At 62.2% G+C, this 20,965-nt stretch carries 15 protein-coding genes and 1 riboswitch; of the genes, 12 read left to right on the plus strand and 3 right to left on the minus strand.

Annotation, left to right across the window (positions count from 1 at the left end):
* The first annotated feature begins 133 nt into the window (after positions 1-133).
* The 6 genes from fumC to D3878_RS22305 all read left to right on the plus strand — a co-directional run bounded on the left by fumC (position 134) and on the right by D3878_RS22305 (position 10,557).
* Positions 134-1,522: a class II fumarate hydratase gene (fumC, locus tag D3878_RS22280; RefSeq protein ID WP_119787459.1), complete on the plus strand. Its 1,389-nt coding sequence runs from the start codon at positions 134-136 to the stop codon at positions 1,520-1,522.
* A 100-nt stretch (positions 1,523-1,622) separates the two neighbouring features.
* On the plus strand, positions 1,623-3,053 hold the full coding sequence (locus tag D3878_RS22285) for a 3'-5' exonuclease family protein (RefSeq protein WP_119787460.1): 1,431 nt from the start codon (positions 1,623-1,625) through the stop codon (positions 3,051-3,053).
* 88 nt (positions 3,054-3,141) lie between these two features.
* Positions 3,142-4,107: a magnesium/cobalt transporter CorA gene (gene corA / locus D3878_RS22290; RefSeq protein ID WP_119787461.1), complete on the plus strand. Its 966-nt coding sequence runs from the start codon at positions 3,142-3,144 to the stop codon at positions 4,105-4,107.
* A gap of 2 nt (positions 4,108-4,109) precedes the next feature.
* Positions 4,110-5,216 carry a GNAT family N-acetyltransferase gene (locus D3878_RS22295; protein WP_158592358.1) on the plus strand — a complete coding sequence of 369 codons (1,107 nt, stop codon included), beginning with the start codon at positions 4,110-4,112 and terminating at the stop codon, positions 5,214-5,216.
* A 230-nt stretch (positions 5,217-5,446) separates the two neighbouring features.
* The gene (gene prsT, locus D3878_RS22300; protein WP_233556432.1) at positions 5,447-8,194 is read left to right on the plus strand and encodes an XrtA/PEP-CTERM system TPR-repeat protein PrsT; all 2,748 of its coding nucleotides are present in this window, start codon (positions 5,447-5,449) and stop codon (positions 8,192-8,194) included.
* A 434-nt stretch (positions 8,195-8,628) separates the two neighbouring features.
* Positions 8,629-10,557 carry an RICIN domain-containing protein gene (locus tag D3878_RS22305; RefSeq protein ID WP_147384074.1) on the plus strand — a complete coding sequence of 643 codons (1,929 nt, stop codon included), beginning with the start codon at positions 8,629-8,631 and terminating at the stop codon, positions 10,555-10,557.
* Positions 10,558-10,644: 87 nt separating this feature from the next.
* On the opposite strand, the gene D3878_RS22310 is transcribed toward D3878_RS22305, so the two are convergent.
* The 3 genes from D3878_RS22310 to D3878_RS22320 all read right to left on the minus strand — a co-directional run bounded on the left by D3878_RS22310 (position 10,645) and on the right by D3878_RS22320 (position 13,494).
* On the minus strand, positions 10,645-10,863 hold the full coding sequence (locus D3878_RS22310) for a hypothetical protein (protein ID WP_119787465.1): 219 nt from the start codon (positions 10,861-10,863) through the stop codon (positions 10,645-10,647).
* A gap of 231 nt (positions 10,864-11,094) precedes the next feature.
* Positions 11,095-12,726: an acyl-CoA synthetase gene (locus tag D3878_RS22315; protein ID WP_119787466.1), complete on the minus strand. Its 1,632-nt coding sequence runs from the start codon at positions 12,724-12,726 to the stop codon at positions 11,095-11,097.
* Positions 12,727-12,768: 42 nt separating this feature from the next.
* Complete coding sequence (locus D3878_RS22320) at positions 12,769-13,494, minus strand: TetR/AcrR family transcriptional regulator (protein ID WP_119787467.1); 726 nt, start codon at positions 13,492-13,494, stop codon at positions 12,769-12,771.
* 153 nt (positions 13,495-13,647) lie between these two features.
* Here D3878_RS22320 and D3878_RS22325 point away from each other — a divergent pair, with 153 nt between their 5' ends.
* The 6 genes from D3878_RS22325 to bioB are packed head-to-tail and all read left to right on the plus strand — an operon-like array spanning position 13,648 to position 20,712.
* A complete protein-coding gene (locus tag D3878_RS22325) occupies positions 13,648-15,255 on the plus strand; it encodes a carboxyl transferase domain-containing protein (protein ID WP_119787468.1) in 1,608 nt (535 codons plus the stop codon).
* A gap of 7 nt (positions 15,256-15,262) precedes the next feature.
* Positions 15,263-16,063, plus strand: a complete 801-nt coding sequence (locus D3878_RS22330; RefSeq protein ID WP_119787469.1) for an enoyl-CoA hydratase/isomerase family protein — start codon at positions 15,263-15,265, stop codon at positions 16,061-16,063.
* 11 nt (positions 16,064-16,074) lie between these two features.
* Positions 16,075-18,063, plus strand: a complete 1,989-nt coding sequence (locus tag D3878_RS22335) for an acetyl/propionyl/methylcrotonyl-CoA carboxylase subunit alpha (RefSeq protein ID WP_119787470.1) — start codon at positions 16,075-16,077, stop codon at positions 18,061-18,063.
* A 17-nt stretch (positions 18,064-18,080) separates the two neighbouring features.
* Positions 18,081-18,968: a hydroxymethylglutaryl-CoA lyase gene (locus tag D3878_RS22340; protein ID WP_119787471.1), complete on the plus strand. Its 888-nt coding sequence runs from the start codon at positions 18,081-18,083 to the stop codon at positions 18,966-18,968.
* Positions 18,969-18,986: 18 nt separating this feature from the next.
* Positions 18,987-19,661: a glutathione S-transferase family protein gene (locus tag D3878_RS22345; RefSeq protein WP_119787472.1), complete on the plus strand. Its 675-nt coding sequence runs from the start codon at positions 18,987-18,989 to the stop codon at positions 19,659-19,661.
* A gap of 25 nt (positions 19,662-19,686) precedes the next feature.
* Entirely contained in the window at positions 19,687-20,712 is a 1,026-nt protein-coding gene (gene bioB / locus D3878_RS22350) for a biotin synthase BioB (RefSeq protein WP_119787473.1), read from the plus strand.
* 71 nt (positions 20,713-20,783) lie between these two features.
* Positions 20,784-20,957: riboswitch (yybP-ykoY riboswitch) on the plus strand.
* The last annotated feature ends 8 nt before the right edge of the window (positions 20,958-20,965 follow it).

Genomic DNA, 20,965 nt, shown 5'->3' on the forward strand with positions numbered 1-20,965 from the left:
ATGGCGACGAAAGCAACGACATTGATTTTCATCTAAATCTTCAATGGAAATAAGTGGCAATGTTGCCAGAATAAAATGGCCGCCAAGATCTGGTGACCTATAATGTTTTTAATATTCGACGCTGGTAACCATGATGGACACAAGAGAAGAACGCGACACCTTCGGTCCCATCGCCGTCCCCGCCGATAAATTATGGGGCGCCCAAACCCAGCGCTCCCTCGAACACTTCCACATCTCCAGCGAGCGCATGCCGCCGGAACTGATCCGCGCCCTGGTCGAAGTCAAGCGTGCCTGCGCCAAAGTCAATGCCGACCTGCAACGGCTCGACCAGGCCAAAGCCGACGCCATCCGCCAGGCCGCCGACCAGGTGATCGTCGGCGAGCATCCGGATGAGTTTCCGCTGTCCGTCTGGCAAACCGGCTCCGGCACCCAGACCAATATGAATGTCAATGAAGTGCTGGCCAACCGCGCTTCCGAACTTCTGGGCGGTGAGCGTGGCGAAAAGCGGCTGGTGCATCCCAACGATGCCGTCAACCTCGGACAATCCTCCAACGATATTTTTCCGACCGCCATGCACGTGGCAGCCTGCGTGGCGCTCACGCAAGCGCTGCTGCCGGCGCTGCGCCAACTGAGAGCAACGCTGGCACAGAAGGCAAGCGATTTCGCCGGCATCGTCAAGATCGGCCGCACCCATTTGCAGGACGCCACGCCGCTCACCCTGGAGCAGGAATTCTCCGGCTATGTCGCCCAGCTTGGGCACGCCGAGGCGGCGATTGCCGCCGCCTTGCCGCTGCTGCATGAACTGGCCGCGGGCGGTACGGCGGTGGGCACCGGCCTGAATACGCCGGCCGATTTCGGCGACCGCGTCGCCGCCGAGCTGGCGCAACGCCTGCAGTTGCCATTCACCAGTGCCATCAACAAGTTCGCCGCGCTGGCGGGACACGAAGCCTTGCTGTTTGCGCACGGCGCCCTCAAAACCCTGGCCGGGGCGCTGATGAAAATCGCCAACGATGTGCGCTGGCTGGCATCCGGACCGCGTTCCGGCCTAGGCGAAATCAGCATTCCGGAAAACGAGCCCGGCAGCTCGATCATGCCGGGCAAGGTCAATCCGACCCAGGCCGAAGCACTGACCATGTTGTGCTGCCAGGTGTTCGGCAATGATGTCGCCGTCAACATCGGCGGCGCCTCCGGCAACTTCGAACTGAACGTCTTCAAGCCGATGATCGCGCATGATTTCCTGCAGAGCGTGCGCCTGCTGGCCGATGGCATGGCGAGTTTCGAGGAGCATTGCGTGCGCGGCATTGAAGCCAACCAGGCGCGCATCGCCGAATTGATGGAGCGCTCGCTGATGCTGGTGACCGCGCTGGCGCCGCACATCGGCTATGACCGCGCCGCGCAGATCGCCAAGCAGGCGCATCACGACGGCACCACGCTGAAGCAGGCGGCACTGGCGCTGGGCTTTGTGAGCGAAGAGGAATTCCAGCGCTGGGTGCAGCCGGAACGCATGACACGGCCGGATTGAATGGCCGGGCGCATGGCGATGGGGCAGGGCGGGGAACCAAGCACCGGCAGGACAGGTCTTTCTGTGGTTATACTGCAGCAGGATATTGTCAGACACTTACATGCCGAAACACGAAAAACTCATATTTGTCGATCTTGAAACGACCGGCGCCAATCCCATCGTCGATCGCATCACCGAAATCGGCATCGTCGAAGTGCAGGGAGACCAGGTTTCGCACTGGTCAACGCTGGTCAATCCGGAAATCCCGATTCCGCCTTTCATCCAGAGCCTGACCGGCATTTCGGACGCCATGGTCGCATCCGCGCCGGTGTTTGGCGAGCTGGCCGAAGAGGTGCTGGCGCGCCTGCAGGGCGGCTTGTTCATTGCCCACAATGCGCGCTTCGACTACGGCTTTTTGCGCAATGCCTTCAAGGCCGCAGGCCACAGCCTGCGCGCTGAAGTGCTGTGCACCGTCAAGCTGTCGCGCAAGCTGTTTCCCGAATACGCCAAACATAATCTCGATGCCCTGGTTCAGCGCCATCAGCTGCAGGCGCTGGGCCGCCACCGCGCCCTGGCTGACGCCGATCTGCTGTGGCAGCTCTGGCGCAAGCTCGCACGCGAGATTGCCCCGGACACCTTTGAGCAGGCGCTGGCGCAACTGCTGCAGCGCCCCAGCACGCCGACCCATCTGGCGCCGGAAGTGCTGGACGATATCCCGGATACGCCGGGCGTGTATCTGTTTTACGGCGAAAACGATGCGCTGCTGTATGTGGGAAAAAGCGTGCATTTGCGTCAGCGCGTGCTGTCGCATTTCAACGGCGACCACCGCCTGTTCCAGGACATGCGCATGTCACAGCAGATCCATCGGCTGGAGTGGCGCGAAACCGCCGGCGAGCTCGGCGCGCTGCTGCTGGAGGCGCAATTGATCAAGGACCGCCAGCCGATTCACAACCGCGCGCTGCGGCGCCAGCGGGGCTTGTGCGCCTGGCAGTTGAGGGCACAGGAGGATGGAGCAACGCAGCCGGTGCTGGTCAATGCCAGCGATATGGATTTTGGTGCGGCAGAAGGCCTGTACGGTTTGTTCAGTTCGCGCAAGAAGGCCGAGGCGAGCCTGCGCGACATCGCCGAGTCGCATCAGCTGTGCCTGGTGCAGCTTGGGCTGGAAAGCCGGGTCGAGGCCGGCAAGCCGTGCTTTGCCCATCAATTACGGCGCTGTCGCGGCGCCTGCGTCGGCAAGGAGCCGCAGGCGCTGCACCAGGCGCGGCTGCAGGCGGCGCTGGCCAGCCTGAAACTGGTCACCTGGCCGCATGCGGGGCCGGTCGCCCTCATCGAGACCGCGGCCGACGGTTCGCGCGAGGAGGCGCATGTGGTGCACAACTGGTGCTACCTCGGCAGCGCCAGTGCGGAAGCGGATGTGTGGTCGCTGCTTGAGCAGTCGCGGACGCGTCCGGCGTTCGATGTGGATACCTACAAGATACTGGTGCGCGCCCTGGCCAAGGGGCAGGTGCGGGTGCGACCGTTGCCGCGCCTGCTGGATCAGGCTGCGGCTTAATGGCAGGATGATGGCAGGATGAAGGCGGCCCGGGCATCGCCTGGTGCCGGTTTGCCCCTATAATCGCAAAAAACGTGAAAGGGGACCCATGCTGATCAATTGCGCCGCCTACCAGAAAGGCCGGAAGATCGCTGATATCCCGGTCGACAAAATCAGCAGCTACATTGCGCGCGGCGATTGTTTCGTCTGGGTTGCGCTGAAGGATGCCGAGCCGGCCGAGCTGGACGTGATGCGGCAGGAATTCGGTTTGCACGAGCTGGCGGTGGAGGATGCGCACCACGGACACCAGAGCCCGAAGGTCGAGGAGTATGGCAGCTCGATGTTCATCGTGGTGAAGACGGTCGAGCTGGTCGAGGGCGCGCTGCAGGTCGGTGAGCTCGATATTTTTATCGGCGAGAATTACGTGCTGTCGGTGCGCAGCCACAGCCATCAGGATTTTCTCGGCGTGCGCGCACGCGCCGAGCGCGAGCCGCACCTGCTCAGTCATGGTCCTGCGTTTGTCGTGTACGCGCTGATGGACGCGGTGGTCGACCGCTACTTTCCGGTGATCGAGGCGCTGGAGGCCGAACTCGAGGAGATCGAGGATCGCATGTTCGAGCAGGCTTCCGAGCGCTCCAACATCGAGCGCCTGTACCAGTTGAAGCGCAAGGTCACGGTGCTCAAGCACGTTGTGTCGCCGCTGATGGAGTCGGCCGGCAAGCTGTTCGGCGGGCGCGTGCCGCCCTTGTTCGAGCATTCGCAGAATTACTTTCGCGACGTCTACGACCACCTGTACCGCATCAACAATTCGATCGAGGCCATTCGCGACACCGTCAATACCGCGATCCAGGTCAACCTGTCGATGGTGGCCATCGACGAGAGCGTGGTCAACAAGCGCCTCGCGGCCTGGGCGGCGATTTTCGCAGTGGCCACCGCTTTCGCCGGCATCTGGGGCATGAATTTCAAGGCGATGCCGGAACTGGACTGGAAATACGGCTATCCGACCGCGCTGGTGCTGATGACGACGGTATGCGGCTATCTGTATATCCGCTTTCGCAAGGCGCGCTGGCTGTAGCCATGGAAAACAGGGTCAGAGTCCATTTCGGCTTCGACGCGCTGCCGGCGCCTTGCCTGGCGCTGTTTGCCGGGGCGGCGGACGAGGCAGGATTGTTTTTCAGCCTGCCCTGGCTTGCCAATCTTCACAGTACCGCGCTGGCGGATCGGGGGCTGCGCATCTATGCGATCGAATCCGCGGCCGGCGACGGCGCGGTGCGCCTGGCACTGCCACTGACCCATCGGAAAACGGCGGCAGGGGTGGCTGGCGCGCGCGAGCTGGCTGGCTGCGCCAATTTTTATTCCTCGCTGTTCGGCCCGGCGCTGGCGGGTGGCGTTGCGCCATCCCCGCAGGATTTTTTCAGGCTGGCGCAGGCCATCGCCAGCGAAGCGCCGGCCTGGGATGTGGTCAATCTGCAGCCGATGGCGCTCCAGGCGCCGTCCTTCGGCATGTGCGTCGCGGCTTTCCGCCAGGCTGGCATGGCGGTGCAAACCTATTTCTGCTTCGGCAACTGGTACCTGGAAGTAGCGGGGCGAAGTTACCGCGAATATGCCGAAAGCCTGCCTTCCCGGCTGAAGAATACGCTGGCGCGCAAGTCCCGCCAGCTGGCGGCGGCGCACGATGTGCGCATCGCGATCCTGGCGGATACGGCGGATGCGGAGCAAGGCATTGCCGCCTTTGAACGCGTCTATCGTTCCAGCTGGAAGTCGGCCGAGGCGTATCCCGAATTCATTCCCGGCCTGATCCGGATGTGCGCGCAACAGGGCTGGCTGCGCCTGGGCGTGGCCTATGTCGATGGCGGGCCGGCGGCGGCCCAGTTGTGGATCGTCAGCCACGGCGTGGCGTCGATTTACAAGCTTGCCTATGACGCGCGCTTCGCGCCCCTGTCGATCGGCTCGATCCTGACGGCGCACCTGATGCAGCATGTCATCGACGTCGATCGGGTCAGGGAAGTCGATTATCTGACCGGTGACGATGCCTACAAGCGCGACTGGATGTCGCATCGCCGCGAACGCTGGGGGATGATTGCCTTCAATCTGCGCACCGCACGTGGCTTGCTTGCGGCCGCGCGTCACATTGGCGGTCGCGGGCTGAAAGGCTTGTGGCGGCGCCTGCATCCGGCCGGCTGAGGCAGCTGGGACCCACTGAGGTCAACTGAGGCCAGCTGAGTGAGGCCAGCTGAGCTTCTGCACTTATCAATATTTCTGACTGGCAATGCAATTTGCCCCCGTGTTTCCTCAGGCATACATTGCTCTGGGAAAGCTGGGAAAAATGGTGTAATCTCGCGAACAGTGTGTTGCATTTCTGAAAATATTGTCCGGGTTAAAAGATTATGTCAACGATCAAAAACAAGCGAACCATGTCTCTTGCCGCCCTGACGGTGGCGATTGTTTTCGGCGCCAGCCTGGCTGGATGCGGCAAGGGCGATGTGCAAAAACTGGTGGCCGAGGCAAAGCAGTATGAGCAAAAGGGCGAGCACAAGGCGGCGATCATCCAGTTGAAGAATGCCTTGCAAAAGAACCCCGGCGATCGTGAGGCAAGATACCTGCTCGGCACCATCTATCTCAAGACGGGCGACGGCCCTTCGGCGGAAAAGGAACTCAGCAAGGCCGTCAGTCTCGGCATGGATGCGGCCCAGGTGCGGCCTGACTTCGCCAGGGCCTTGCTGATGCAGGGGCAGTATCAAAAAGTGCTGGATGAAACGCAAGCTGTTGATCTCAAGGGCAATGCCGTCATCGCCAGCTTGCGTGGCAGCGCCTACCTGGCGCTGGGCAAGGTCGAACAGGCGCGCGCGTCGCTGGAAGCGGCCTTGCAGGCCACGCCCGACCATCCGGAGGCGCTGATTGGCCTGGCGCGTCTGGCGCTCTCGCAAAAGGATATCGCCCGCGCCAACCAGTTGATGGAACAGGCGACGACCAAAAATCCCGGACATGTCGAAGCGTGGTTGTTCAAGGGCGACCTCGAGCGCGCGCAGAACCGCATCGATGCATCGCTGGCGGCATATGGCGAGGTCTTGAAAATCAAGCCGGGTGACGCCGGCGCCCACATCGCCCGCGCCTATGTCGCAATCGGCAGCGGCAAGCTCAAGGAAGCCCAGGCCGATATCGAGGCCGCCAAAAAGTCCAATCCCAATGGCCTGTTGGTGTTCTATACCCAGGCCTTGCTCGACTTCAGCGAGAAAAAGCATGCCGTGGCACTGGAGTCGCTGCAGCAGGTCTTGCGCGCCGCGCCCGAGCACATGCCCAGCGTGTTGCTGGCGGGCGCCGTGCAATATGCACTGGGCTCCAGCGAGCAGGCCGAACAGCATCTGAAAAAATATCTGGAGCAGAATCCGGACAACCTGTACGCGCGCAAGCTGCTGGCCTCGACCTTGCTGAACAGCCGCCAGGCGCCAAGGGCGATCACGACGCTGGCGCCTGCCTTGAAAGACGATGCAAAGGATCCGCAACTGTTCATGCTGGCCGGCGAGGCGCACATGCAAGCCAAGGATTTCGGCAAGGCCACCGAATACTTTGAAAAGGCCAATGCGCTGGCGCCGAACACGGCACGGGTGCATGCGGCCCTCGGCATGAGCAAGCTGGGGCAGGGCGATAACGAGCGCGCCATCGCCGAACTGGAAAAGGCCACCAGCCTCGATGTCAAAGCCGCGCAACCCGGCATCTTGCTGGTCATGACGCATCTGCGCCAAAAGGAATACGACAAGGCCCTGATCGCGGTGCTCAGGCTGGAGAAGGAGCAGCCGGATAATCCGCTCGTCCAGAACATCAAGGGCGGGGTGTACATGGGACGCAAGGAGCTCGCCAATGCGCGTGCGAGCTTTGAAAAGGCGGTGGCGCTGCAGCCGTCCTATTTCCCCGCCGTGCAAAACCTGGCGCAACTCGACCTGCAGAACAAGCAGCCGGAGGCAGCCAAAAAGCGCTACCTTGCGCTGCTGGAGCACGACAAGAAAAACCTGCAAGCCATGATTGCACTGGCCGGCCTGGGTGTGGTGCAAGGCAACAATGAAGAAACCAGGACCTGGCTGGAGCGTGCCGTCAGCGAGCATCCGGATGAGGCGCAGCCGGCAGGACTGCTGGTAACGCATTACCTGCGCCTGGGCGACAAGCAGAAGGCGCTGACGCTGGCGGCCAAGCTGCAAAGCGCGCATCCGGACAATCCGAAGTTCCTCGGGATATTGGCCGAGGCGCAATCGGCCGGTGGCGAGCCGCGCGCGGCGCTGGAGAGCTTCGGCAAGCTGGCGGCATTGCAGCCAGAATCGGCGCAATTGCAGTACCGTATCGCCACCATCAACCTGATGCTGAAAGACGAGGTGGCAGCCGCATCCGCCCTGAAAAAATCACAGCAACTCGATCCGGCGTTCCTGCCGGCGCAACTGGCCATGGCCGGCATCGACGTGCAAAAGGGACGCTTCGAGGACGCGCTGGCGATTGCCCGCCAGGTGCAAAAGCAACATGCCAGGCTGGCTGCTGGCCATGCGCTGGAAGGCGATATCCTGATGGCGCAGAAGAAGCCGGCGCAGGCGGTCGGCGCCTACGAACGTGGCGCCGCAATCGAACCGAGCGGCTTGCTATCCGTGAAACTGCATGGCGCACTGGTACAGGCTGGCAAGAACCCGGCCGCCGAAGCCCGCCTGGGACATTGGTTGAAGGATAATCCGTCAGATACCCGCGTGCGCATGTACCTGGCGAACTACAAGCTGGTGTCCCGGCAAAACAAGGCGGCGATCGAACAATTGCAGGCAGTCGTCAAACTCGAGCCGCAAAACGCGCTGGCCCTGAATAACCTGGCCTGGGCGCTGGGCGAAGAAAAGGATCCGCGCGCCCTGCAATATGCTGAGCAAGCCTTCAAGCTGGCGCCGGAAAATCCCGCGGTGCTCGATACCCTGGGATGGATGCTGGCGGAAAAAGGCGATGCCGCGCGTGGCTTGACGCTGTTGCAAAAGGCCAGCGGCCTGGCGCCCGGTTCTGCCGATATCCGCTATCACTATGCGCAGGCGCTGATGAAAACAGGCGACAAAGCCAAGGCCCGCAAGGAAATCGAACAATTGTTGACCAACAAGGGTTTCGCCAAGGCGGATGAAGCCAGGGCTTTGCTGAAACAATTGTAAGCATTCTCAAGGGGGCCGCATCCCGGATCCCAGATTTGCGGCCCATTACTTTCAAGGCTGGCTGTTTTTGCAAAACAGCCAGCCTTGTTTCATTTATATTGCCAGTCACAAACAAGTTTTTGTCGATCTGCAAAAACTCACTGCCGAAAATTGTTCAGTACGAAATTTTCCCGCGATCGCTTCTCCCCCTTTTCTTTTCATGGCTGCAATGCTTTGCAGCATTTTTCTGCAAATTCAGGCCTAAAAACGTATCCGCGCGGAACTTAGTTCTGAACAGAAAGGTCTTTAATGGGCTTGCAAGCAGGAAACGATGAATGACAAGCGCCCGCCTATTGCGGCGCAATCAATAAAAAACGTTCATTTTCACAACGCACTAAATTCAGATTGTTGCCTCATGCAAACGATCATGATGCTACTACCAGGAGCAGAATATTTTGATTCAACGAGCCCCACGCACCCATTTTAAAAAATCAACAAACGCCGCCGTCGCCGCAGGAAAATCCCGCCAACGCGCCGCTTCGAAATTGCTGGTCGGCTGCACGCTCGGCCTAGCCACGCTGTCGTCCTTTGCCGTCACGATCGATGAAGTCGTCTCCGACATGAGTTCGAAGAGCGAGGTCATTGCGATCGATCCGCGCTATGAATGGCAATACCAGCCGGCCATCGTCATGCATGCGCCGCGCGGCGATGCGATTCCCAGCTGGTGGACCGGCAACCGCCCGGAGTGGACCTATAGCGTGCTGACCTGGTTTACCACCCAGGAAGCGCAGGGCAATGCCGCCACCAACAGTCGCGTACAGGTTGCCAACCTGCGCTTCTATGTCTTGTCGCAGGCGACCCGTACCTGGAAGCAGCTCGACACCAAGGCTGCGCCGTACTCGGAAATGTGGAGCTATCCATTCGCCTATGCCGGCGCCGGCTCGGTGCGCAGCGAATCTTCCGGCGGTGTGTCGATCAAGCCGGATTACCCGAATTTCTATCATGGTTACGGCAATCCGATTTCCATCGATCCGAAGGATGTGCGCGCAGTCTATGTTTCCATGGATTTCCGCCTGGCAGTCGAAAACACCAGCAAGCCGGATGACCGTGACAGCGCCAAGTATGTGGTGAATGCCGGCGCCGATTACTGGCCGGGCAATGGCCAGGCCACCTGGAGCCTGGGTTATGCACCGGGCATCGGTACCGGCCGCACCAAGCTGGCCACCAAGGACTGGCGCACCGCGACCCTGCTGGTGCCGAACAAGAACTACGGCAGCACCATGGAAGAGATCCGCCAGAATCCGCCACCTTCGGTGACGGGCATCGGCGGCACGACGGCGACCACCACCACCACGACCAAGGCTGCTGTGACCACCACCGCGGCCATGACGACCACGACCAAGTCGGCTACGACCACGACCAAGTCGGGCACCACCACCACCGCCAGCGTCACCACCACCACGGCGCCGATCAATACCGGCACCTCGGGCACGCCGGTGTCGACCTCGGCCTATGCCGCAGTGACCGCCAAGAACTCAGGCAAATGCCTGGATGTGTCGGCGCGGTCCAATGCCGATGGCGGCGCGATCGTGCAATGGGCCTGCAACGGCCAGGACAACCAGAAATGGGCGATGCGTGACATGGGCGGCGCCCAGTACCAGCTGGTCGCGCGCAACAGCGGCAAGTGCCTGGATACCCGTGGCGCGACCGCGAACGGCGCGGCCATCGTGCAGAATGCCTGCGGCACCAGCGCGCAGCAGCTGTGGACGCGCCGTACTTCGACCAGCGGCCATTCGCAACTGGTCTCGGTTGCCAACGGCAAGTGCCTGAACGTGCGTGGCTATTCCTCGCGTGACGGCGCCATCATCGAGCAGAATGCCTGCACCAACAGCGACAGCCAGCAATGGTCGTTGCCGGTGTCGGCACCTCAGCCATCGACTCCGCAGCTGTCAGGTGCGCAGGCAATCACCGCCAAGCATTCGGGTAAATGCGTGGACTTGAGCGCATGGTCGAACGCCAACGGTGTGCAGATGCAGCAATGGTCTTGCAACGGCGGCACCAACCAGCAATGGCTGTTCAAGGATGTCGGCAATGCGCGTTACCAGATCGTCTCCAAAACCAGCGGCAAGTGCCTGGATGTCAAAGACGGCAACACCGCCGATGGTGCGATCGTCCAGCAAATGGATTGCCAGGCCGGCGCCACCAAGCAGCAATGGACCTTCCTGCCGGAAAACGGTGGTTACAACAAGCTGAAGTCGGTTGCCAGCGGCAAGTGCATGGATGTGACTGCCATGTCGACTGCCGATGGCGCCAAGCTGGTGCAGTGGAGCTGCAGCGCTACCAATGCCTCCGGCGGCGACAACCAGCGCTGGATGATCCATTAATTAACATAGCATCCGGCATACAAGTGCAGATGAAAACCACGCCAAGCGACTGGCGTGGTTTTTTTTCAATCCACAAGTGTCAAAGCGTCAATGCATTTCGCCCAGCAAGCGGTGCGCCAGTGCCTTGGCTTCTTCCAGTGCTTCCTGGGCCGTATCCGACATGGCATTGACTGTGCGCGGGTCGGCATCGCTGTCCGTATTTCCCATTGGCATGAGTAATACGACTCCCTGATATTTACCATTTGGTAAACGCTGAATATCCGCCTCGGCTTTCCAGGCTGCTTTGGTGTAGGTAATGGCCGCCATAATTCATCTTCCACGAGAACAAGTACGCAGCAAGGCGAGCCAGTCGCTTTGCCTTGTTACTGCGACTCTGCTGCTTAGAGCGGCAAATGCGCGGCCGGTTTCAAGTTTGATATTAATCAAGACTTACCCACAGCAACTGTTGTCAAGCTTGTGGATAACTCTGTGAGTGAGTCGGCAAGTCATTGAAAATTCAAGGAATTTCCATGCTGTCTCGGAAACGCGCACGCCTGTTCAGCCATTTTCGCTGTCGCGCAGGCTGCGACGCATGATCTTGCCTGTGACAGTGGCCGGCAAGGCGTCCATGAAGCTGATTTCACGTGGATATTCATGCGCGGCCAGGCGCTGTCGCACATGGTCCTGGATCTCTGCCACCAGCGCGTCGGAGGGATGGCAGCCCTCTGCCAGCACGATGAAAGCCTTGACGATCTCGGTGCGCTGCGCATCTTTCTTGCCGATCACCGCCGCCATCCTGACCGCCGGGTGCTTCAGCAGGCATTCCTCGATCGGCCCGGGGCCGATGCGGTAGCCGGCGCTGGTAATGACATCGTCATCGCGGCCGACGTAGCGGATGTAGCCGTCGCCGTCGAGTTCGCCGAGGTCGCCGGTCAGCAGATAGTCGCCGGCGAATTTTTCGGCGGTGGCGACAGGGTTGTTCCAGTAACCGAGGAACATCACCGGATCGGGCGACTTGATGGCGATGTTGCCGCTCACGCCAGGCGCCACCGGCACGCCGCGCTCATCGACGATCGCGACCGTGTGGCCAGGGACGGCGCGGCCGATCGTGCCCGACTTGCGCGGGAAAAGGACTGCGCAGCCGGAGATAACGATATTGCATTCGGTCTGGCCGTAGAATTCATTGATGGTCACGCCCAGGGCTTGCTGACCCCAGGCGATCAGCTCATCGCCCAGCGCTTCGCCGCCACTGGCTACCGAGCGCAGGGTGAAGTCCCACTGCTGCTTCGGTTCGGCAATCGCGCGCAGCATTTTCAGGGCCGTCGGCGGGAAAAAGATGTTGCGCACCTTGTGCCGGGCGAGCAGCTCGAACACCGCCGCCGGTTCGAATTTTTCGAAGCGCCGTGCCAGCACCGGCACACCGTGGTAAAGCGAGGGTAGCAGCACATCGAGCAAGCCGCCGATCCAGGCCCAGTCCGCCGGCGTCCACATGAGGTCGTCCTCTTGCGGGAAAAAATCGTGGGACAGTTCGACGCCCGGCAAGTGGCCCAGCAGGACCCGGTGCGCATGCAGCGCGCCCTTGGGCTTGCCGGTGGTGCCGGAGGTGTAGATGATCAAGGCCGGGTCTTCCGCCAGCGTGTCCATCGGCGCGAACGCCGGCGATTGCGCGGCGATGCTGGCGTGGAAGGCGCGGCAGTCCGGCGGATAGTCTTCCGCATTCGTCTCGATGCAATACACGGCCCGCAGCGCCGGCAGCCCGGCACGTATGCCATCGATCTTGCGCGCGCCCTCGATGTCCGTCACCAGCGCCGCCGCGCCGCTGTCGCCCAGGCGGTACTGCAGGGCGTCCGGGCCGAACAGGTAAAACAGCGGTAGGGCAATGGCGCCGATCTTGTAAGCGGCCAGATGGGCAATCACGGTTTCCACGCATTGCGGCAGGAAGATGGCGATGCGGTCGCCGCACTTGATGCCGGATCGCGTCCAGTGATTGGCCAGCTGGTTGGAAAGCGCCTTCAGCTGGTCGAAGCTGTACGTCGTGACCTGGCCATGCCGGTCTTCGAAAATGATCGCGCGCCGCCCGAAGCCATCGGCCCAGCGGTCGCACGCCGCCACGCCGATATTGAAGCGCTCGGGAATATCCCAGTTGAAATTTTCCGCCAGTTCTGCAAACGTATTTTCTCTTTTCAGCATTTATCTTCTCGCATTCTGGTTCCTGGCATCGGCGATGCCTGTTTACTTGTCCGCCGTACCGGCTTTCTTTCCATCTTCAAAACGTCGCAGCGTCCCCGCAATTTCTACCTGCAGTTGCCGCAGGGCATTCAGGTCCGGGTTGGGCGGGGCGAATGCGCTCCACAGCAACTCGGTGACCTGGCGCGCGGTGGCTTCCAGGTCCGGCACGCGGCCGCTGGTGATGCATTCCCACAGAATATGCTCCATCGAACCGTACACCATGTCGCGCATCAGTCGCAGCGGCATGTCGGCACGGATTTCCCCGGCCTCTTTGGCGGCGGAAAGGACCGCCATCAGCGGCGCGGTATACCGGCGCTGCAGATCCGCGAGAAGTTTGGCAAAGCCGATATCGGGGCTGCGGCCTTCGCTCAGGACCAGCGCGCACAAGCCCTGGCCATCGCGGATCAGCGTATTCAGGTGCTTGTAGACGATGTAGCCGAGCCTGGCGCGGGTGCCCTGAATCAGCGGCACCTCGTTTTCCAGCTCCAGGCTGATTTCGTCATACCAGTCGCTGATGACCTGCATGCACAGTTCGCGCTTGCTGCCGAAATAGGTGAACACCGTCGCTTCCGAAATGCCCAGGCGCTGGGCGATTTCGAGGGTCGTCGATTTCTCATAGCCGAATTCGGAAAATACCTGCCTTGCGGTAGTCAAGACCGCCTCGACGCGCTTTTGCGACTTTGGCGTCAAGGTGACGCGCCGCTCCTGAAAAGATAGCAATTTCGACATGGCAATTATTTTTGAGTCTTCCTTAATTGAGGCTTGCTTAATTAATTGATGCTGATATTATCACGGCATGCGCTTCAGGTAAGAAGAATTATTGATTGTTTTGAGTATTGCTTAATAACAGGGCGAGCATTCGTCGTTGCACAAGGAAACCACATGCAAGTCATTAAATCTCAATTGAACCCCCGCTCGGAAGAGTTCAGGGCCAATGCCACGCAAATGCGTACGCTGGTGGACGAGTTACGCGCCAAGTCTGCCCAGGTCGCCAAGGGCGGTGGCGACGCTGCACGGCAAAAGCATCTGGCGCGTGGCAAGCTGCTGCCGCGTGACCGCGTCGATCAGTTGGTCGATCCGGGCACGCCATTCCTGGAAATCGGTCAGCTGGCCGCCAATGGCATGTACGACAATGAAGCACCTGCTGCCGGCGTGATCGCCGGTATCGGCCGCGTGCAGGGACAGGAATGTCTGATCATCGCCAACGACGCCACCGTCAAGGGCGGCACCTACTACCCGATGACGGTCAAGAAACACTTGCGCGGCCAGGAAATCGCCGAGCAAAACAATCTTCCCTGCATCTACCTGGTCGATTCCGGCGGCGCTTTCCTGCCCAGGCAGGATGAACTCTTCCCGGATCGCGATCATTTCGGCCGCATCTTCTACAACCAGGCCACCATGTCGGCCAAGGGGATTCCGCAAATTGCCGTGGTGATGGGCTCGTGCACCGCCGGCGGCGCCTACGTGCCCGCCATGAGCGACGAAACCGTGATCGTCAAGAACCAGGGCACCATCTTCCTGGGCGGCCCGCCGCTGGTGAAGGCGGCAACCGGCGAGATCGTCAGCTCGGAAGACCTGGGCGGCGGCGATGTGCATACCCGCATCTCCGGCGTGGCCGACCACCTGGCGGAAAACGACAGCCATGCGCTGTTCCTGGCGCGCCGCATCGTCGCCAGCCTGAACCGCACCAAGGCGCCGACCGTGAAGCTCGAAACCTCGGAGGAGCCGCTCTACGATCCCGAGGAAATCTACGGCATCATCCCCACCGACACGCGCAAGCCTTTCGACGTGCGCGAGGTCATCGCCCGCGTGGTCGACGGTTCGCGTTTCGATGAATTCAAGGCGCGCTACGGCACCACGCTCGTGACCGGTTTTGCCCACCTGTACGGCATGCCTGTCGGGATCGTCGCCAACAATGGCATCCTGTTTGGCGAGTCGGCGCTCAAGGGCGCGCACTTCATCGAACTGTGCGCGCAGCGCGGCGTGCCGCTGCTGTTCCTGCAGAACATCACCGGCTTCATGGTCGGCCGCAAGTATGAAAACGAAGGTATCGCCAAGCACGGCGCCAAGCTGGTGACTGCAGTGGCGACGGCCCAGGTGCCGAAGCTCACCATGGTGATCGGCGGCTCCTTCGGCGCCGGTAACTACGGCATGTGCGGCCGCGCCTACAGCCCGCGCTTCATGTACGCCTGGCCGAATTCGCGCATCAGCGTCATGGGCGGCGAGCAGGCGGCCGGCGTGCTGGCGACCGTGCGCCGCGAAGGTATTGAAGGCAAGGGCGGCATCTGGACGCCGGAGCAGGAAGAGGCTTTCAAGGCGCCGATCCGCGAACAGTTCGAGGTGCAGAGCAATCCCTACTACGCCACCGCGCGCCTGTGGGATGACGGCATCATCGATCCGGCCCAGGCCCGTCGCACGCTTGGCCTGTCGCTGTCGGCGACGCTGAATGCGCCGATCCCGCAAACCCGCTTCGGCGTTTTCCGCATGTGAGGCCGGCATGACTTACGCCACCATAGAAATCGAACGCCGCGGCGCCGCCGACGCCAGCATCGCCTGGCTCTGGATGAATCGCGCCGAAGTGCACAATGCCTTCGACGAGGCCCTGATCGCCGAACTCACCGATGCGCTGGCGGCGCTGGGCGATGACGCCAGCGTGCGCGCCATCGTGCTGGCCGGCCGCGGCAAGAGCTTTTCCGCCGGCGCCGACCTGAACTGGATGAAACAGCAGGGCAGCGCCTCGATGGAAGACAACCTGGCCGCTGCGCGCCGCATGGCAAAGCTGTTCCGTACCCTGGCTGAATGTGCCAAGCCCACCATCGCGCGCGTGCATGGCGCCGCCATCGGCGGCGGCATGGGTCTGGCGGCTGCCTGCGATATCTGCGTCGCCTCGACCCAGGCTTCGTTCGCCACATCAGAAGTCAAGCTGGGCATCATCCCCGCGGTGATCAGCCCGTTTGTGGTGCGCGCCATCGGCGAGCGCCAGTCGTATCGTTATTTCCAGACCGCCGAGCGCATTGCCGCCGCGCGCGCCAGGGAAATCGGCCTGGCCCATGAAGTGGCAGAGCCGGATCAGCTCGACGCCCAGGTTGACGCCTTCGTGGCAGCCTTGCTGGCAGGTGGTCCGCTGGCGCAGGCCGCTTCCGCCGACCTGATCCGCGCGGTGGCCAACCGCCCGATCACCGCCGAACTGATCGACGACACCGCACATCGCATCGCCAAAATACGGGCGACACCGGAAGCCCGCGAAGGCTTGACGGCGTTCCTCGAAAAACGCCCCGCTGCATGGACAAGAAACTGAGGAAACCAGGTATGTTTACGAAAATTCTGATTGCAAACCGCGGCGAAATCGCCTGCCGCGTCATCAAGACCGCACGCCGCATGGGCATCGCGACGGTGGCCGTGTACTCCGAGGCGGACGCCAATGCGCGCCACGTGCGCCTGGCCGACGAGGCCGTGCTGATCGGCGGCGCCGAAGCGCGCGCTTCTTACCTGGTGGCCGAGCGTATTCTTGAGGCCGCAAAGCAGACCGGCGCGCAGGCGATCCACCCCGGTTATGGCTTCCTGTCTGAAAATGAAGAGTTCGCCGAGGCGTGCGAGCGCGCCGGCGTCGTCTTCATTGGCCCGCCGGCTTCCGCCATTCGCGCCATGGGTTCGAAATCGGCTGCCAAGGCGCTGATGGAAAAAGCCGGCGTGCCGCTGACTCCTGGCTACCATGGCGACCGCCAGGAGCCGGAATTCCTTGCCGAGCAGGCAGGGCGCATCGGCTATCCGGTGCTGATCAAGGCTTCCTCAGGCGGCGGCGGCAAGGGCATGCGCCGCGTCGATGCGGCAGCCGACTTCGCTGCCGCGCTGGCGTCCTGCAAGCGCGAGGCGATCAACGCCTTTGGCGACGATCATGTGCTGGTTGAAAAGTACGTGCTCAAGCCGCGTCACATCGAGATCCAGGTGTTCGGCGATACCAAGGGCGACTGCGTCTACCTGTTCGAGCGCGACTGCTCGGTGCAGCGGCGCCACCAGAAAGTGCTGGAAGAAGCGCCGGCTCCCGGCATGACGCCGGCGCGCCGCGCCGCCATGGGCAAGGCCGCGGTGGATGCCGCCAAGGCGGTCGGCTACGTCGGCGCCGGCACGGTGGAATTCATTGCCAACCAGGATGGCAGCTTCTACTTCATGGAAATGAACACTCGCCTGCAGGTGGAGCATCCGGTCACCGAAATGATCACCGGCCTCGACCTGGTGGAATGGCAGTTGCGTGTGGCCTCGGGCGAGCCGCTGCCGTTGGCGCAGAACCAGCTTGCCATCCACGGCCACGCCATCGAGGCGCGCATCTACGCCGAGGAACCGGAAAAAGGCTTCCTGCCATCGACCGGGCGCCTGTTGCACCTGGCGCCGCCGGCCGAGTCCGACCATGTGCGCATCGACACCGGCGTGGAGCAGGGCGACGAGATTACCCCCTATTACGATCCGATGATCGCCAAGCTGATCGTCTGGGATCACGACCGCGACCAGGCGCTGGCGCGCATGCGCAAGGCGCTGACGCAATATCGCGTAGTAGGCGTGGCCAACAATATCGAGTTCCTCACGCGCCTGACGACTTGCCCGTCGTTTGCCAATGCCGACCTCGATACTGGCCTGATCGAGCGCGAGGAAGCGACCCTGTTCCCGGCGGCTGCCGCCGTGCCCGAAGCCGCCTGGCTGCTCGCCGTCCTGGCGGAATTGCTGCATGAGGCTGGCGCTGCAGAAAAATCGGCAGAGCGCGGTTCGCCCTGGCTGGGGCTGGACGGCTGGCGCCTGAATGGCCGCGGCCAGCGTACCATCGCCCTGCGTCACGGTGACGTGCGCCAGGACGTCGGTGTCGCCAGTGTCGCCGGCGGCTGGGAGCTGTCGCTCGGCGATAGCCGCGTATTTGCGCGCGGTGTCCTGCAATCCAACGGGCAGTTGCATGTCCAGCTGGGCGAGCGCCGCCTGCACGCCGCCGTGGTGATCGCCGCCGAGCGCCGCCACGTATTCGTCGATGGCCGGGCCTGGCCGCTGGCGCGCGTGGACAACCTGTATACCGGCGGCGAAGGCGATGAAGCCGGCGGCGGCCTGCGCGCGCCAATGCCGGGCAAGATCGTGGCCCTGCTTGCACAGCCAGGCGCCACCGTCGAAAAAGGCACCCCGCTGCTGGTGATGGAAGCCATGAAAATGGAGCACACCATCACCGCGCCTGCCAACGGCACCATCAAGGCGTTTTCCTATGCGCCCGGCGACCAGGTCGCCGACGGCGTCGAACTGGTCGAATTCGAGGTGACAGAGTGACACGGCAAGTACGCATTATGGAAGTCGGCCCGCGCGACGGCCTGCAAAACGAAAAGGAAGTCGTCAGCACGGCCACCAAGCTGGAGCTGATCGAGCGTCTTGCCAAAGCCGGATTGCAGGACATCGAAGCGGCTTCCTTCGTCTCGCCCAAGTGGGTGCCGCAGATGGCTGACCACGCCGAGATCATGGCGGGCCTGCCTTCTGCGGAGCGCTACCCCAATGTGAATTATTCGGTGCTGACGCCCAACCTCAAGGGCTTCGAGGCGGCAGCCGCCGCCGGCGCCAGGGAAGTGGCGGTGTTTGCCGCCGCTTCCGAGGGGTTTTCGCAAAAGAATATCAATTGCTCGATCGCCGAATCGCTCGAGCGTTTCGTGCCGATCTTCGAGGCGGCGAAGCAGCAGGGTATTCGCGTGCGCGGCTACGTTTCCTGCGTGGTTGCCTGCCCCTATGACGGCCCGGTTGCGCCGGAAAAGGTGGCGCAGGTGGCAGCGCGCCTGCTGGAACTTGGCAGTTACGAAATTTCGCTGGGCGACACCATCGGCGCCGGCACGCCGGCGTCGGTATTGCGCATGCTCGAGGCGGTCGAGCGCGTGGCGCCGGTGCGCAAACTGGCTGGGCATTACCACGACACCTATGGCATGGCGGTCGCCAACGTGTACGCTTCCTACCAGTTCGGCCTGCGCTCGTTCGACAGTTCGATCGCGGGCCTGGGAGGCTGCCCCTACGCCAAGGGCGCCACCGGCAACGTGGCGACCGAAGACCTGGTCTATCTGTTCAACGGCCTGGGCGTGCAGACTGGCGTCGACCTGGATGCTTTGGTGGATTGCGCCGACTGGATCAGCGGCATGCTGGGTCGCGCGCCGAACTCCAGGGTGTCGCGGGCCATGCTGGCTAAGCGCAACTAAGCCAGGGAGCCGCGCTTCGTGATCACTCTGTACCATTGCATGAGCGCCCGTTCCTTCCGTCCTTTGTGGATGCTGGAGGAACTGGGCTTGCCATATGAATTGAAGATGCTGCCGTTCCCGCCGCGCGTGCTGGACCGGGGCTATCTGGAAATCAATCCGCTGGGCACGGTGCCGGCGCTGTTCGACGGCGAGGTGCAAATGACCGAGTCGGCGGCGATGTGTCAGTATCTCGTGGCACGCGCTAGTCCGACGCCGCTGAACGTCGAGACGCACGAAGAAGGCTACGGCGCGTTCCTGAATTATCTGCACTTCGGTGAAGCGACGCTGACGTTTCCGCAAACCCTGGTGTTGCGCTATACCCGTTTCGAGCCGGCCGAGCGGCGCTCGCCGCAGGTCGCCGAAGACTATGCGAAGTGGTTCCTGGCCCGCCTGCGCAATTTGGAGCCGCTGCTGACGCAACACCACTATCTGGTGGCGGATCGCTTCACCGCTGCCGATGTTTCGGTCGGCTATGCCCTGCTGCTGGCCGAGCACCTTGACCTGAAAGCCCGTTTCACCCCGGCCGTGCTGGCGTACTGGGAGCGCTTGCGCAGCCGCGAGGGATTCAAGCGCGCACTGGCGGCGCAGGAAAAGGCAGCGCTGGCGCAAGGCATATTGACCGTGGCTGCGCCGGATATCCGGCTTGCCCCTTAACGCCTGAATAACAAGGAAATTCATCATGTCCGCACAACCCCTCGTATTTCAGCCGGCACCCGCCGCCGTGACGCCAGTCGTCGCCGACAAGTGGCCGGTGGACGCCATCGTTGCCCTGTTCGAGCTGCCGTTCACGGAATTGCTCTACCGCGCCCAGCAGGTGCACCGTGAACACTTCAACCCGAGCGAAGTCGAACTGGCCACGCTCCTGTCGATCAAGACCGGCGGCTGCTCGGAAGATTGCGGCTATTGCCCGCAGGCGGCGCGCTATGACACCGGCGTGGTCGCTGAAAAGATCCTGCCACTCGACACCGTGCTGCAGGCCGCGCGTGAAGCCAAGGCGCAGGGCGCCAACCGTTTCTGCATGGGCGCAGCCTGGCGCGAGCCGAAGGACCGCGACCTGGTGAAAGTCGAAGAGATGGTGCGCGAGGTGAAGGCCCTGGGCCTGGAAACCTGCGTCACGCTCGGCATGCTGGGGCAGGGCCAGGCCGAACGCCTGCGCGCCGCCGGCCTGGATTACTACAACCATAACCTCGATACCGCGCCGGAATTCTATGGCGACGTCATTTCCACCCGCGAATACCAGGACCGTCTCGACACGCTGGGACGGGTGCGCGGCGCCGGCATCAAGGTGTGCAGCGGCGGCATCGTCGGTATGGGCGAATCGCGCCTGCAGCGCGCCGGGCTGATTGCGCAGCTGGCCAACATGGACCCGTACCCGGAATCGGTGCCGGTGAATAACCTGGTGCAGGTCGAAGGTACGCCGCTGTACGGCACCGATCCGATCGATCCGCTGGAATTCGTGCGCACGGTGGCAGTGGCCCGGATCACCATGCCGAAGGCGCGGGTGCGGCTGTCGGCCGGGCGCCGGCAGATGGGCGAGGCGGTGCAGGCATTGTGTTTCGTGGCCGGCGCCAACTCGATTTTTTATGGCGAAAAGCTGCTCACCACGGGCAATCCGGAGATCGATGCCGACCGCGCCCTGCTGGACAAGCTCGGCATGCGCGCGCGCGGCACCGCCGTGGATGCGCGTTGCGAGATTGATTCCTGAGCAATTTCGACATGATGCCTGAATTGCATCAGGCACCAATCCTCGACTGGGAGGGTGCCTTGCGGTATCATTACACAGTCATTGGGGAGTAGCCGCTCTTCCCCCGAAGAGGCTTATGTCAACACACTTGACCCGCAGGTCATGGCATAAGCGGTTCTGCAGCTTGGCAAGACTTTTGACCACAACGCTTCCGTGCAGGCCGGGGGAAGTGTCGTGGTCATTCGTTTAATGCCCGGCTGTGGAATATCTCGAA

The organism is Noviherbaspirillum sedimenti, assembly GCF_003590835.1.
GTDB classification, from domain to species: Bacteria; Pseudomonadota; Gammaproteobacteria; order Burkholderiales; family Burkholderiaceae_D; genus Paucimonas; species Paucimonas sedimenti.

Excerpts from the sequence above, each read along its gene's own strand:
- fumC (WP_119787459.1), top strand. The coding sequence starts at position 134 with ATGGACACAAGAGAAGAACGCGACACCTTCGGTCCCATCGCCGTCCCC.
- D3878_RS22285 (WP_119787460.1), top strand. The coding sequence starts at position 1,623 with ATGCCGAAACACGAAAAACTCATATTTGTCGATCTTGAAACGACCGGC.
- corA (WP_119787461.1), top strand. The coding sequence starts at position 3,142 with ATGCTGATCAATTGCGCCGCCTACCAGAAAGGCCGGAAGATCGCTGAT.
- D3878_RS22295 (WP_158592358.1), top strand. The coding sequence starts at position 4,110 with ATGGAAAACAGGGTCAGAGTCCATTTCGGCTTCGACGCGCTGCCGGCG.
- prsT (WP_233556432.1), top strand. The coding sequence starts at position 5,447 with ATGTCTCTTGCCGCCCTGACGGTGGCGATTGTTTTCGGCGCCAGCCTG.
- D3878_RS22310 (WP_119787465.1), bottom strand. The coding sequence starts at position 10,863 with ATGGCGGCCATTACCTACACCAAAGCAGCCTGGAAAGCCGAGGCGGAT.
- D3878_RS22315 (WP_119787466.1), bottom strand. The coding sequence starts at position 12,726 with ATGCTGAAAAGAGAAAATACGTTTGCAGAACTGGCGGAAAATTTCAAC.
- D3878_RS22320 (WP_119787467.1), bottom strand. The coding sequence starts at position 13,494 with ATGTCGAAATTGCTATCTTTTCAGGAGCGGCGCGTCACCTTGACGCCA.
- D3878_RS22325 (WP_119787468.1), top strand. The coding sequence starts at position 13,648 with ATGCAAGTCATTAAATCTCAATTGAACCCCCGCTCGGAAGAGTTCAGG.
- D3878_RS22330 (WP_119787469.1), top strand. The coding sequence starts at position 15,263 with ATGACTTACGCCACCATAGAAATCGAACGCCGCGGCGCCGCCGACGCC.
- D3878_RS22335 (WP_119787470.1), top strand. The coding sequence starts at position 16,075 with ATGTTTACGAAAATTCTGATTGCAAACCGCGGCGAAATCGCCTGCCGC.
- D3878_RS22340 (WP_119787471.1), top strand. The coding sequence starts at position 18,081 with ATGGAAGTCGGCCCGCGCGACGGCCTGCAAAACGAAAAGGAAGTCGTC.
- bioB (WP_119787473.1), top strand. The coding sequence starts at position 19,687 with ATGTCCGCACAACCCCTCGTATTTCAGCCGGCACCCGCCGCCGTGACG.